This is a genomic window from Caulobacter sp. S45 (assembly GCF_009765965.1).
GTDB lineage: Bacteria > Pseudomonadota > Alphaproteobacteria > Caulobacterales > Caulobacteraceae > CAHJWH01.
Genome location: NZ_LMUL01000014.1, coordinates 2,637,812 through 2,651,432 on the forward strand (window position 1 = coordinate 2,637,812; position 13,621 = coordinate 2,651,432).

A 13,621-nucleotide genomic window follows, 5' to 3' on the forward strand; every position below is an offset into this window, starting at 1 on the left:
TGATCTCGCCGGCGCCCGAACGGATCGCCGAGGTGCTGCCGACCACCGACTGCATGACCTCCTGCAGCCGATCCATCGCCGCATTGAAGTCCTGGCGCAGCTTCTCGTACAGGGCGGCGGAAACCTTGATCTCGAGCTTGAAGGGCTCGCTCAGGCGGAAGGTCATTTCGCCGGCGGCCATCTTTTCCAGGCCGGCGCCGATCGCCTGAAGCGCGGCGGTCTGCTGGGCGACGGCGGCTTCGCGGGCCGCGCCGTGACGGGTCTTCTCCGTTTCCGCGGCCTGGCGCTCGGCTTCGGCTTCGTCCTTGAGCCGGCTGTTGTCCGCGACGGCGGCCTTGAAGGCGTGGATCGCTCCGGCCATCTGGCCGATCTCGTCGGCGTGGTGGATCGCTGGGATGACGACAGCCGTATCGCCGGCGGCGAGCCGGGTCATGGCGGCGCTCATCTCCGCGACGGGTTTCCCGACCGTGCGGGTCAACGCCCAGGCCAGCAGGCCGGCGAAGGCGAGCGCCACGGCGCAGCCGAGCGTCAGGGCGGTCATGGCGTCTTGGAAGGCGCCTCGTTCCGCCTGCCGCCGCGCGCCGCGGATTTCGCGCTCTTGGGTGGCGATGTTTTTCACCACGTTGCGGATGTCGTGCAAGCGTCCGTTGGCGAGCACGTCCGCCCGCGCCTGTTCGACCTTGGCGGGATCGTGGGCCTGGGCGAAGGCCTGTTCGGCCTCCTGATGGAATTGTGCGGCCAGATCGCCGATGCGCGCGCCGTCCGCCTTTTCAGCCTCGCTGCGGGCCGCGGCCTGGAAAGTGGTCGCGGCGGAGGCGTAATCGTTTCCGTATTCGGCGTATTTCCCCTGGAACCGCTCGTCGGGTTTGGCGACGAAGCCGCGCATGGTGTCCTGCTGGTTGGCCAGGGCCGCCATCATGGCGCCGCTGAGCTCCAGCATCCGGTAGCTGTACTCGTCGGCTTCCACCGCCGTCTGGGTCGCCGACATGCGCGTGGCGATCACGCCGCCGGTCAACAGGAAAACAGCCGACAGCGCCGCAAACGCAGTCACCAGCTTCCGCGAAATTTTCCAGTTCGAAAAAAGCATATGCCCCCTCGGTGTCCGGCTTAAGGACCGGTTTGCTGCAACCGCGGAGGCGGGGTCGGCCGATACTGGGCCGACGCCCATACTGAAGACCATCCGATGTCGTGCAGGGGGGACTGTTGGCGTAAACGATGAAAATCTCGTTCATCAAACGCCGTGCCGACGCATCAATCGTGACGTGTGGGGCTCAACGCTGCACGAAAGTCATCCTGGCGTCGCTGTAGCGCGAACCGGAGACGGCGGAGAGGCCCTGTTCCAGCTGAAGCACGTCGTCGGGAGACAGGCGAAGCGCAGTCGCCGCGACGTTTTGCTCCAGATGGGTGCGGCGGCGGGTGCCGGGGATCGGAACGATGTCATGCCCCTGGTGCAGCAGCCACGCCAAGGCGACCTGGGCCGGCGTCGCATCGCGCTGGGCGGCGATCTCGCCCACGATCGCGGCGGCGCGCAGGTTGGCCTCGAAGTTGGCGCCCTGGAACCGGGGATCGTCCTTGCGGAAATCGCTGGCGGCGTAGCTTTCCGCCTTCTGGCCCGATCCCGCCAGGAAGCCCCGGCCGAGCGGCGCGAACGGCACCAGTCCGATCCCGAGTTCGCGCAGCAGGGGCAGGATGTCCGTCTCCAGCCCACGTTCCCACAGCGAGTATTCGCTCTGTAGCGCCGCCACGGGATGGACCGCGTGCGCCCGGCGGAGGGTGTCCGCCCCGGCTTCCGACAGGCCGAGGAAGCGGACCTTGCCCGCCTTCACCAACTCCCCCACCGCGCCGGCCACGTCTTCGATCGGCACGCCGGGGTCCACCCGGTGTTGGTAGAGCAGGTCGATGTGGTCGACGCCCAGCCGCTTCAACGAGCCTTCGACGGCGGCTCGGATGCGCTCCGGCCGGCTGTCCACGCCCACCGCCGCGCCGTCCTCGATCAACCAGCCGAACTTGGTGGCGATCACCGCCTGATCGCGACGCCCCTTGAGGCCGCGCCCGACCAAGGTCTCGTTGGCGTAGGGGCCGTACAGTTCGGCGGTGTCGAACAGGGTGACGCCGAGATCGAGCGCCCGGCCCAGGGTCGCCAGCGCCTCGCCCTCGTCGGAGGCGCCGTAGGCGTCGGTCATGGCGAAACAGCCCAGCCCGATGGCGGAGACCTTCAGGCCGCTGCAGCCCAGTTCGCGTAGTTCCATGCGGACGCCCTTGATGGTCCCGGACCTAGGCCGCGCCGGGAACTTCGCGGGAGCTTGGAAGGTTGGATTTCGACCAGCCACGGGAGGACCTACCATGCCTCAGGGCGACAAATCGAAATACACCGACAAGCAGGAACGCAAGGCCGACCATATCGCCGAGGGTTACGAAAAACGCGGCGTGTCGGACAAGGAGGCCGAGCGGCGCGGCTGGGCCACCGTCAACAAGGACGATGGCGGCGGCAAGAAGGCCGGCGGGTCCGGTCGCGGCAAGTCGACCGGCCATCCCGCCGCGCACAAGGGCGGCAAGTCGGGCGGCGAGGCCTCGGCTTCGCGTTCGGCCGTGGACCGCTCGGCTTCGGCGAAGAAAGCCGCCGCCACCCGCAAGCGCAACGCCGAACACGGCCACGCCCACCATTGACCGGGTCGATTTGCATCCCGCGTCGATAATCCACGTCTGGCGGCTTTAGGCGGCGAACGGTAAGTCCCTTCCAGGTGGACGCCCGAGGGACTGCGCTGCGACATGGCTGAGTATCAGGGTTCGGCGCGCGTCTCCGCCACGGTCGCCTGCTTCGGGGAGTTGATGCTGCGGCTGGCGGCCCCCGATAGCGAACTTCTGTTGCAGTCGGGGCGGCTGCTGGCGCAGTTCGGCGGCGCGGAGGCCAATGTCGGGGTGTCGCTGGCGCACTTCGGGCACCGGGTGCGCGCGATCACCGTCCTGCCCGACAACCCTATCGGCGAAGCAGCCCTCGGCGAACTGCGGCGGCATGGGGTGGACACGAGCTTCCTGAAGCGCCGTCCGGGGCGGATGGGGATTTACTTCCTCACGCCCGGCGCGGTGCTGCGCCCTTCCGAAGTGCTGTACGACCGGGCCGGCTCCGCCTTCGCCGAGACCGGGGCGGACGAATACGATTTCGAGACCGCCCTGGCCGGCTGCGACTGGCTGCACCTGTCCGGCATCACCCCTGCGGTCAGTCCGCAGGCGGCGGCGGCGGCCCTGGCGGCGGTGCGGATGGCTAGTCGGCTGGGGGTGAAGGTGTCGTTCGACGGCAACTACCGCGCCAAGCTGTGGGCGGCCTGGGGCGGGGATGCCCGGCCCGTGCTGAAGGAGCTGGTGTCCCACGCCGATCTGCTGTTCGGCGACGACCGCGACGTGGCCCTGATCCTGGAGCGCAGCTTCGACGATCCCGATCCGACAGCCCGGCGTACAGCCGCTGCGCAGGTCGCGTTCGACGCCTTTCCCAGGCTGCAGCAAATCGCCTGCACCCTTCGCACCGAACACGCCGTGTGCCGGCAAGCCTTGAGCGGCTTTATGGCGACGCGCCAAGGCGTGCATCGGGCGCCGGAACTGACGTTGGAGGGTGTGGTGGACCGGATCGGCACCGGCGACGCCTTCGCCGCCGGCGTGCTGCATGGCCTGACCACCGGGATGGAGGCGGAGCGCGCCTTGCGCTTCGGCTTGGCGGCGGCGGCGTTCAAGCATTCGACGCCAGGCGATTTCAGCCCCGCGCGGCTGGAAGACATCGAAGCCGGCCTTTCCGAAACGGGCCTGCATGTGCGACGCTGAGGTCCTGATCCACACAAACTGAACAAGCCGTCGAAGAACGGTTGCGGGAGCGGAACGACGATGGAAAATGATAGCGCTACCTTTGCGCCTCTCCGCTTCGCTGGCGGAGTCGCGGCCTTGGCGATCGCGGCTGCGATCCTGATGTCCAGTCCGGCATCGGCCATCGAGGTGCAGTCGTCGTGTCTCGGGGCTGCAGCCGTCTGCGAGGGCGGCTCGACCGCCGCCTTCGCCCTCATCGCGCAAGGACGGCCTGCGATCCTGGCGGTGGACGCCGGAGACCTGCCGGGCGTGGGCCGGGCCGCCGACGACGTGCGCGCCGACCTGGCGCGGCTGGCGGGCGGAACGGCGTCTCCGGATACGACGATCATCGCCGGCACGCTCGGCCACAACCCCGTCATCGACCGGCTGGTGCGCGAGGGGCGGCTGGACGTGAGCGGCGTCGCCGGCCGCTGGGAGGCGTTCGTGCAGCAGGTGGTGGAGCATCCCGCGCCGGGGATCGAGCGCGCCCTGGTGATCGCCGGCGCCGACCGTCGCGGAACCATCTTCGGCCTGTACGATCTTTCGGAACGCGCGGGCGTTTCGCCCTGGGCCTGGTGGGCCGACGTGCCGGTTCCGCATCGGCCCGACCTATACGTCACCGCCGGGCGACGGGTTGAAGCGCCGGCCGTGCGCTATCGGGGTATCTTCCTCAACGACGAGGACCCGTCGCTGAAGGGCTGGGTCGACGCGACCTATGGCGGGTTCAACCACCGCTTCTACGCCAAGGTGTTCGAGCTGACCCTGCGGATGAAGGGGAACTTCCTGTGGCCGGCCATGTGGGGCAAGGCCTTTGCCGACGACGACGCCGAGAGCCCAGGCCTGGCCAACGCCTATGGCGTGGTGATGGGCACCTCCCACCATGAGCCGATGGCCCGCAACCAGGCGGAATGGACCCGATACGGCAAAGGTCCGTGGGATTACACCCAGAACGCCGATGTGCTGCGCGGCTTCTGGCGCAAGGGGATCGAGCGGCTGGGGAGCAACGAGGCCCTGGTCACGGTCGGCATGCGCGGCGACGGCGACAAGCCGATGACCGAGGGATCGCCCATCCAACTGCTGGAGAAGATCGTCGCCGACCAGCGCAAGATCATCGGCGACGTCACCCATCTCGATCCGGCCCGCACGCCCCAGGTTTGGGCGATCTACAAGGAGGTGCAGGACTATTACGACCACGGCATGCGCGTGCCCGACGACGTGACGCTGCTGTTTTCCGACGACAACTGGGGCGACCTACGCCGTCTGCCGGAGTTGGGCCACACGCGGGCGGGCGGCTACGGCGTCTACTACCACTTCGACTATGTCGGCGGCCCTCGGAACTACAAGTGGATCAACACCAACCAGGTCGAGCGCATCTGGGAGCAGATGCACCTGGCCCACGCCTACGGCGCCGATCAGCTGTGGATCGTCAATGTCGGCGACCTGAAGCCGATGGAGCTGCCGATCCAGTTCTTCCTCGACTATGCCTGGAACCCGGACGCCTGGCCGGTGGACAAACTCGGCGACTACACGCGCCAGTGGGCCGCCGAGCAGTTCGGCGCCGTCCATTCCGCCGAAATCGCCGAGCTGCTGACCCGCTACACCCAGTACAATGCGCGGCGGAAGCCCGAGCTGCTGGAGCCCACGACCTACAGCCTGACCGACTATCGCGAGGCGGAGCGGGTCGCCGACGCCTATGAGGCCCTCGCCGCCAAGGCCCGCGTGATCCGAGCCCAGCTTCCGCCCGGCTACGACGACGCCTTCGTGGAGTTGGTGCTCTATCCGGTGGAGGCCAGCGCCAACCTGAACCGGCTCTATGTGACCACGGGTCTGAACCGGCTCTACGCCGCCCAGGGACGCGCTGCGACCAACCGCACGGCGGTCGAGGTCAAGGCCCTGTTCCAGCGCGACGAGGCGCTGACCCACCTCTACAACGACGAGGTCGCCCACGGGAAATGGACCCACATGATGGACCAGACCCACATCGGCTACACCTCCTGGCGCGACCCCAAGGTCAACATCATGCCTAAGCTCCAGACCCTGGCCCTCCCGGCGGCGGGCGCGCTGGGCGTGGCGGTGGAGGGCGATGCACGAGCCTGGCCGGCGGCGCCGGGCGCGCCGCGCCTGTCGTTTGACCGCTACGGCGCCGCCAGCCGCTACATCGAGGTGTTCGATCGCGGCGCGGGGCCCATCCGCTACGCGATTTCCGGCGGAGCGCCCTGGCTGCGCGTCTCCGATCCCGAGGGCGATGTCGGTGAACAGAAACGGCTCCTGGTCTTGGTCGACTGGAGCAGGGCGCCCACGGGCCACGGCGAGGCGTCGCTGACAGTGCGCGGGTCCGACGGGACCGCCGTGACGGTCGCGGTCTCCGCCGACAATGCGGCGGCCCAAGTCTCGAAAGACGGGGGCGAAGCCTTCGTCGAGGGTGACGGTTATGTGGCGATAGAGGCGGCGCACTACGCCCGCGCCGTGGAGGCGGGCGGAGTGGGTTGGGGTGTCGTGCCGGACCTCGGGCGCACCGTTTCCGGTGTGACCAGCTTCCCGGTCACTGCGCCCTCCCAGGCGCCCGGCGCTGGCGCCCACCTCGACTACGCCGTCATCTTGACCAAGGGCGGCCCGGTCGCGGTGCAGGTCGCCGTCGCGCCGTCGCTGGATTTCCGGGGCAAGGGCGGCTTGCGTTATGCGGTCTCCATCGACGGCGGCGCACCCCAGGTGGTCAACCTGGAGGGCGATCCATCCAAGGACGCCTGGGATCGCTCAGTCGCCGACAATGCGCGGGTGCTCGTCACCCGTTTCCCCACGGTCGTGGCTGGACCGCATGTGGTGCGATTGTGGCGGGTCGATCCGGGCGTGGTGTTCGAGCGGGTGGTGCTCGATCTCGGCGGGGTCAAGCCCAGCTATCTCGGGCCGCCGGAAAGCCAGCGGTTGGGGGCGCCCTGACCGCTAGTTCGGCGCGGCGTAGGCGTACATGCCCAGCATGGTCCCGACGAAGCCGTCGGCGACCTTGGTGCTGAAGATCGCGCCGTCCGCGTCCTTGACCAGGGTGCGCCACGGGCCGCCCGCTTGCGCATAGGCGAAGTCGTAACGGTCCCCCCGCGCTTCGATCCTCAGGCGGACGGGTTCGCCCGGCCGGTCCAGCGGCTCGGATGCAACTACGACACCGTCCAGCGGGTCCTTGGGATCGGCGCGACGCTCCACCCGGACCACGGCTCGGCCGTCCGCGTTCTTGGCGACGGCGATCAGCTCGTAGTGGCTTTCGTTCTGGAAGGCGGCGAGGCCGGCGCGGTCGCCAGGGCGTTCGGGAGCGTAGTGGACCATGACCGAAGCGGTGGCGAAGGCGTGCTGTTGCCGCCGGGCCAGGAAGCTCGGCTGGCCGATCCCGCCCAGCGGCTCCGACCGCGCTTGCAACGACAGCGATTCGGACCCGAGCCGCCACCAGGTTTGGCGCGGCGTGCGCAGCATCTCCCAATACGGCGCGAGCTTGGTGGAGACGAAATCGTCGCGCACGGCGAAGTCGCCCTGGGTCGGGATTTTCGGAGTAGAGTCGGCCGCAAGCTTCGGGCGCTCGGCGACGTACTTCACGTCCTCGCCGGGTGCGGTGATCTCCGGCCAGCCGTCCTTCCAGCGCACCGGCGCCAGGAAGGTCTCGCGCCCCGTATTGTAAAGGCCATCCGTATACGGACGGGTCGCCAGAAAGCTCGCCCACCAGTCCCCGTTCGGGGTGGTGACGAAGTCGGCGTGGCCGGCGGAGGTGATCGGGTCGGGCCGCTTTGGATCGAGGTCGCGCTGGGTCAGGATCGGTCGCGGGGCAGGGACGTAGGGGCCCTCGATCCGGGCGCTGCGGAAGGCGACTTCGGAGTGCTGGTCCTGGGTGCCGCCCTCGGCCGCGATCAGGTAGTACATGCCGTCGTGGCGCAGCAGGTGCGGCCCCTCGATCCAGCGGGGATGGGTGGCGATGTCCGTCCCGCCGTTGACCAGCACGGTGCGCGGGCCGATCAGCCGCTTGGTCTTCGGATCGAACTGCTGCAGCCAGATCGCGCGATGGCCGTCATAGAGCGGCGTCCCCTCCGGCGGCCCGTTATTGACCATCCAGGCGCGGCCGTCGACATCGAAGAACAGCGATGGGTCGATGCCGTCGAAGCCCAGCCAGATGGGGTCGGACCATGGCCCCGCCGGGCTCTTCGCCGTCAGCAGGAAATTCTCACCGCAGTCGACGCAGGTGTTGACCAGATACCAGGTCCCGTCATGGAAGCCGATGTCCGGCGCGAACACCCCGCGCGAGACGCCCAGGCGCTTGAAGTCGAGCTGCGTCGGCCGGTCCACCGCGGAGCCGATCTGGGTCCAGCTCACCAGGTCGCGGCTGTGGAAGATCGGCAGGGCGGGGAAGTAGGTGAAGCTGGAATTGACCAGATAGTAGTCCTCGCCCACGCGGGTGATGCTGGGATCGGGGTAGAAGCCCTCCAGGATCGGGTTGAGGTACTGGCCGGGGCCGGCCTTGCGTCCACGATAGACCGGCCAGTGGCCTTCATAGGCGAAGTGGCTGAAACGGGCGGTGTTTTGCGGTTCGGCGGCGTGAGCGGCGCCTGTAGACGAGGCCAACGCCAACAGGCCCAGCCAGGCGGCGCCGAACTGTCTTGGCTTGCGCGTCCCGCTCATCGGCTTGGCGCGCTGCGCAGCGCCTGGGCCACAGCTTCCCGCAACGGCTTGGCCTTGAGGTCGCCGTCGTAGAGCGTCGGGCGTTCCGGCAGTCCGTCGGCGCGCGGCGTCTCGGCCTGTAACCAGGAGTACTTGTCCACCAGCCCCCAGCTCAGCACCTGCTTCACCTGGCGGTAGCTGAGGGTCAGGTCGAGATAAGCGCGGGCGTAGTCCGCGACGGCCCTGTCGCGGACGGCGATATCGGCCGGCAGGTGTTTGTCGGCGACGTCGAATTCGGTGATCAGCAGATCGAGCCCCATGCCCGTGGCCGAATCCAGGAATCGCACCCACTCGGCGGTCTGGGCCGTCGCCAGTTTGCCGACGTCTTGGCCCATGGGCTGGATGTGGCTTTGCAGGCCCAGCGCATCGACCGGCACCTTGTTCGCCTTCAGCCGCTCCAACAGGCGCAGCACCCCGTCGCGATGGTTGGCGTCGGCGGGTTCCCAGCTCATGTAGTCGTTGTAGACCAGCTGGGCATGGGGCGCGGCGCGGCGGGCCGCGTGGAAGGCGATGTCGATCACCTCGGTCCCGAGATAGCGGGTGAACACCGTCTCGCGCATCTGGCCGGTGGTCTCATCGACGGTCTCGTTGACCACGTCCCAGGAGCGGATGTGCGGATAGTGGGCGCAGACCGTCTCGATATGATCGACCAGCAGCTTCTCGGCCGCCGCGCCCGGATTGGAGCCGAAGTCGTGATCGTTGACCCAGGCCGGCAGGTACTGGCTTCTATGCCAGAGCAGGTTGTGGCCGCGCATCTCCAGGCCGCCGGCGGCGGCCTTGGCCTGCATCGCATCGCCGCGCTCGAAGGTGTAGACGCCCGGCGCCGGATGCAGGGCGTACCACTTCAGTTCGTTCTCCGGGACGATCACGCCGCATTCCGAGGCCAGCAGCGCCCAGTAGCGCGGGTCGGCGTAGGAGCCGTTCACGCGCCCCGGCCGCCCTGCCCCGACCGCGCCGCCGAACCGCATCCCCCTGGCGCGGGCGAAGGTGTCGAGCGATGGGGACTGGGCCAGTGCGGGAGCGGCGCTCATGGCCATGCCGGCGGCGGCGGCGAGGGTGAGGCAGGCGCGTCTCGAGACCCGCTCGGGTGAAGAGGGCATGGTTAGCGCGCCCCCGGCGCCGTGATCTCCAGATCCGCGCTTTTCAGCTCCACCGAGTTCGGGCCGGACGAGACCACCATCGGCCCCGGCTCGTTGACGTCCTTCATCTCCAGGTTCCAGAAGGCGAAGTCGGCGGGTGTCAGTTCGAAGTCCACCGTGCGCCGCTCGCCGGGTTTCAGACTCACCCGTTGGAAGCGCTTCAGTTCCAGCACCGGCTGGGTGACCGAGGCGACCGGACGGTGGATGTAGAGCTGCACCACCTCGTCGCCTTCACGTGCACCAGTGTTCGTCACGTCCACCTGCACCTTGACCGGCTGGTCGGCGCGCACCTGGGGCGAGGACAGGCGTGGCGGGGAGATGTCGAAACGCGTGTAGCTGAGCCCGTAGCCGAACGGGTAGAGCGGCTTGGTGGTGTCGAACAGATATCCCCGTCGCGCGGTCGGCTTGTAGTTGTAGTAGATCGGCAATTGGCCCACTGAACGGGCGATGGACACCGGCAGCTTGCCGCTGGGATCGGCCCGGCCGAACAGCACGTCGGCCACCCCATGGCCGGTCTCCTGGCCCAGATACCAGCCCTCGACCAGGGCGTCGGCGCGTTCGGCCAACAGGTTGACCGACAGCGGCCGGCCGTTCAGCAGCAGCACCACGGTGGGCTTGTGCAGGTCGAAGATGGCCTTGGCCAGATCGTTCTGCTGGCCGACCAGGTCGAGGTCGTCGCGGTCGCCCAGGTGGTTGTCGGCCCAGGCTTCGCGACTGGTCTGCTCGTTGTCGCCGAGCACCAGCAGCACCACGTCGGACTTTTTCGCCACCTCGACGGCCTCGGCGATGCGCCGCGTGTTTTCGGCCGGGTCGGCGAGCTTCACCGCGTCCGATGCCCAGGCGTGGCCTTCGGTGATGCGGTCGCCCTCGGCGTAGCTGACGGTGAAACCCGCGCCGCCATGCGCCTTGGCTTCCTCCTGCATGGCCTCCAGCACGCCCACGACGTGGCGCGGGACGTCGCTGTAGCCGCCGATCGGGGACGTCTTGGCGTTAGGGCCGATCACGGCCAGCCTGCCGACCTTGGTCGGGTCGAGGGGCAGCAGGCCCCTGTCGTTCTTCAGCAGCACCATGGCTTCGCGCGCCGCCTGTCGGGCCAGCGCCACCGCATCGGGCGTGGCGGTGCGGCCTTCGGCCAGGGCGGCGTCGACATAGGGGTGCTCGAACAGGCCGGACTCGAACTTCATCGCCAGGATGTGGCGGACGGCCGTATCGATCTGGGCCATCTGGACCTTGCCGGCCTTCACCAGGGCCGGCAGGCGGGCGTAGGCCTCGCCGTCGGGCAGCTCCAGGTCCATCCCTGCGTCGAGCGCCCGCACAGCCGCGCCGTCCAGGTCGGCGGCGATGTGGTGGCGGGTGATCAGCTCCTTGATGGCGAAGTAGTCGCTGGTGGTCGCGCCCTTGAAGCCGAACTCGCCGCGCAGCACGTCGGTCAGCAGCCAGCGGCTGGCCGAGGACGGGACCCCGTCGATCTCGTTGTAGGAGGGCATGACCGCCTGGATCGGCAGGGCGGCGATGGCGCGCTGGAACGGCGGGAAGAAGTTCTCGCGCAGCGTCCGCTCCGAGATTTCGGCCGGGCCGACATTGGTGCCGTTCTCCGGCTGGCCGTGGCCGGTGAAGTGCTTGAGCGTGGCGAACACCTTGTCGTTGGCCAGCGGCAGCGTATCGCCCTGGAAGCCGCGGATCGCCGCGATCCCCATGGTCCCGACCAGATAGGGGTCTTCGCCATAGGTCTCCTCGATCCGGCCCCAGCGCGGCTCGCGCGCCACGTCGACCACCGGCGCCAGCGCGATCTGCGTGCCCCGCGCGCGCATCTCGCGGGCGGCGACGCTGAACACGCGGGTCAGCAGGTCGGGGTCCCAGGTGCTGGCCAGGCCGATGGCCTGGGGGAAGCTGGTGGCGTCCGGCGCGACATAGCCGTGCAGCCCCTCCTCGTGCATCAGCAGCGGGATGCCCAGCCGGGTGTGCTCCACCGCCCAGTGCTGGGCGGCGTTGGTGTAGTCGGCGGTCTCCCTGGGGCCGCGCCCGGGGGCCTGGTCCGAAGCGCCGGCCGCGCCGTTGTCGCTTCCCGCCGTCTTCACCCCGCGTCGATCGGAGGGGCGGCTGATCTCGCCGAGGCCGTTGGGGAAGGCCTGCTCCGCCCGTTCCAGCGAGAACTGGCCCTGGGGGGTCTGGATCAAGTCCTTGCGTTCCCAGACGCCGGTCATCTGGGCGACCTTCTCCTCCAGCGTCATGCGCGCGAGCAGGTCGTCGACGCGTTTGGCGATGGGCTGGCGGGGGTCCTTGTAGAGCGGCGCTCCCGCCGATTGCGCCATGGCGGCCAACGGGCCGGCGGCGATGGAAAGATACAGCGCCAGCGCGAGCGGCGCGCGCCGCCGGGAAGGGAGACGGGTCATGGACTCGCTTTCGAGGTCTTTTGCGGAGGGGTTAGCCGACCATCTCTTCGAGCTCGCGCCCACGGGTCTCGTGCACCAGCTTGCGGACGAAGAAGAACGAGACGAGCGCGCTCAGCGCATAGAAGCCGTAGGTGATCACCAGACCCAACGAGACCTGCATCACCGGGAAGCTGACGGTGATCAGGAAGTTGGCGATCCACTGCGCCCCGCCCGCCACCGCCAGGCCGGAGCCGCGGATCTGGTTGGGGAACATCTCGCCCAGCATGACCCACATCACCGGGCCCCAGCTCATGTTGAACAGCACCACGTAAGCGTTGGCGCTGACCAGGGCGAGCAGGCCCATGGCGTGGGGCAGCTGCACCTGGCCGTGCTGCAGGGTCGCGGTGGAGAAGGCGAAGGCGACCAGGGCGAGGGTCACGGCCATACCGGCCGAGCCAATCGACAGCAGCGGCTTGCGGCCGATCTTGTCGATCAGGCCCATGGCGGCGAAGCAGGCCAGGATCGAGAGCGCGCCGGACAGGATGTTGATCAGCAGCGAGTCGTTCTCGCTGAAACCGACCGACTGCCACAGCACCGCGCCGTAGTAGAACACGATGTTGATGCCGACGAGTTGCTGGAACACCGCCAGCCCGATCCCGACCCAGACGATGGGGCGCACCTTGCCGGCGGTCTTGTCGTAAAGGTCCGACAGCTTGGGCCGGTGGTGGTCCTTGGCCAGGCTGCTGCGGATGCTGGCGACCTTGCCGGGCGCGGCCTCGGCGCCGATCAGGCGGGCGAGCACGGCCTCGGCCTCGGCGTCACGGCCCTTGGCGACCAGGAAGCGGGGGCTTTCGGGGATGGCCAGCAGGCTGAGCAGGAAGACGCCGGCCGGAATCACCTGGACCCAGAACATCCAGCGCCAGGCAGGATGGCCGAACAGCTCGGCGGTGGAGCTGCCCGCCCAGCGCGACAGCAGGTAGTTGACCAGGAAGGCGCCGGTCAGCCCGGTGATGATCATCACCTGCTGCACGCTCGACAGTCGGCCGCGGATCGAGGCCGGGGTCACCTCGCTGATATAGACCGGGGTCAGCACGCTGGCCGCGCCCACACCCAGGCCGCCGACAAAGCGCGCCACGATGAAGATCGCGGAAGACCCCGCCGCGCCGGCCGCCAGCGCGCTCAGCACGAACAGGGCGGCCGCCGCGATCATCACGCTGCGCCGGCCGAACACGTCCGCCAGCCGTCCGGCCGCGAACGCGCCCACCGCGCAGCCGATCAGGATGGCGCCGACATTGACCCCGGTCCCGAGCTTGGACAGGCCGAAGGCGTGCTCCAGCCCCTGCTGGGTGCCGTTGATGACCCCACTGTCGTAGCCGAACATGAAGCCGCCGAGCGTGGCCACCGCCACGATGGCCAGCACGAAGGCCATGTTGACCTTCTCGAGCGGACCCGTCGCGTCCAGCGCCTCGTTCGAGGCGACATGCGTCATTCCAGCCATTGGCGTCCGTTCCCTGAGCCGTGATGGCCCGCGTTTCCTCGTCGTGACGGTCTTCGCCGCCTATCGGTCTTGTGCGTTATGTTAGCGCA

The 13,621-nt window shown here is 68.7% G+C and carries 9 protein-coding genes; 3 read left to right on the top strand and 6 right to left on the bottom strand.

The features are described from left to right. The coding region (locus GSQ87_RS19265; RefSeq protein WP_216839407.1) for a HAMP domain-containing protein at positions 1 to 1,051 on the bottom strand (1,051 nt) is incomplete at its 3' end. A 220-nt stretch (positions 1,052 to 1,271) separates the two neighbouring features. Next, the gene (locus GSQ87_RS19270; protein WP_158917240.1) at positions 1,272 to 2,249 is read right to left on the bottom strand and encodes an aldo/keto reductase; all 978 of its coding nucleotides are present in this window, start codon (positions 2,247 to 2,249) and stop codon (positions 1,272 to 1,274) included. 94 nt (positions 2,250 to 2,343) lie between these two features. On the opposite strand from GSQ87_RS19270, the gene GSQ87_RS19275 reads away from it, so the two are divergent. The 3 genes from GSQ87_RS19275 (at position 2,344) to GSQ87_RS19285 (ending at position 6,768) form a co-directional block, all read left to right on the top strand. Then, positions 2,344 to 2,667 carry a plasmid stabilization protein gene (locus tag GSQ87_RS19275; protein WP_158917242.1) on the top strand — a complete coding sequence of 108 codons (324 nt, stop codon included), beginning with the start codon at positions 2,344 to 2,346 and terminating at the stop codon, positions 2,665 to 2,667. A gap of 102 nt (positions 2,668 to 2,769) precedes the next feature. After that, positions 2,770 to 3,813 carry a sugar kinase gene (locus tag GSQ87_RS19280; RefSeq protein WP_158917244.1) on the top strand — a complete coding sequence of 348 codons (1,044 nt, stop codon included), beginning with the start codon at positions 2,770 to 2,772 and terminating at the stop codon, positions 3,811 to 3,813. Between the two features lie 117 nt (positions 3,814 to 3,930). Next, positions 3,931 to 6,768: a glycosyl hydrolase 115 family protein gene (locus GSQ87_RS19285; protein ID WP_254063096.1), complete on the top strand. Its 2,838-nt coding sequence runs from the start codon at positions 3,931 to 3,933 to the stop codon at positions 6,766 to 6,768. Between the two features lie 3 nt (positions 6,769 to 6,771). Here the strand turns inward: GSQ87_RS19285 and GSQ87_RS19290 are convergent, their stop codons facing one another. The 4 genes from GSQ87_RS19290 to GSQ87_RS19305 are packed head-to-tail and all read right to left on the bottom strand — an operon-like array spanning position 6,772 to position 13,532. Further along, entirely contained in the window at positions 6,772 to 8,484 is a 1,713-nt protein-coding gene (locus GSQ87_RS19290; protein WP_158917248.1) for a glycoside hydrolase family 43 protein, read from the bottom strand. After that, positions 8,481 to 9,623, bottom strand: coding sequence for an endo-1,4-beta-xylanase (locus GSQ87_RS19295; RefSeq protein ID WP_158917250.1), 1,143 nt, complete (start codon positions 9,621 to 9,623; stop codon positions 8,481 to 8,483). Before GSQ87_RS19295 ends, GSQ87_RS19290 begins: the two co-directional genes overlap by 4 nt. A gap of 2 nt (positions 9,624 to 9,625) precedes the next feature. Then, entirely contained in the window at positions 9,626 to 12,055 is a 2,430-nt protein-coding gene (locus GSQ87_RS19300; RefSeq protein ID WP_158917252.1) for a glycoside hydrolase family 3 N-terminal domain-containing protein, read from the bottom strand. A 31-nt stretch (positions 12,056 to 12,086) separates the two neighbouring features. Then, positions 12,087 to 13,532: a sugar porter family MFS transporter gene (locus GSQ87_RS19305; protein ID WP_158917254.1), complete on the bottom strand. Its 1,446-nt coding sequence runs from the start codon at positions 13,530 to 13,532 to the stop codon at positions 12,087 to 12,089. Between the last annotated feature and the right edge of the window lie 89 nt (positions 13,533 to 13,621).

Coding starts and splice junctions, on each gene's coding strand:
- GSQ87_RS19300 (WP_158917252.1), bottom strand. CDS start 12,055: ATGACCCGTCTCCCTTCCCGGCGGCGCGCGCCGCTCGCGCTGGCGCTG.
- GSQ87_RS19290 (WP_158917248.1), bottom strand. CDS start 8,484: ATGAGCGGGACGCGCAAGCCAAGACAGTTCGGCGCCGCCTGGCTGGGC.
- GSQ87_RS19295 (WP_158917250.1), bottom strand. CDS start 9,623: ATGCCCTCTTCACCCGAGCGGGTCTCGAGACGCGCCTGCCTCACCCTC.
- GSQ87_RS19280 (WP_158917244.1), top strand. CDS start 2,770: ATGGCTGAGTATCAGGGTTCGGCGCGCGTCTCCGCCACGGTCGCCTGC.
- GSQ87_RS19305 (WP_158917254.1), bottom strand. CDS start 13,532: ATGGCTGGAATGACGCATGTCGCCTCGAACGAGGCGCTGGACGCGACG.
- GSQ87_RS19275 (WP_158917242.1), top strand. CDS start 2,344: ATGCCTCAGGGCGACAAATCGAAATACACCGACAAGCAGGAACGCAAG.
- GSQ87_RS19270 (WP_158917240.1), bottom strand. CDS start 2,249: ATGGAACTACGCGAACTGGGCTGCAGCGGCCTGAAGGTCTCCGCCATC.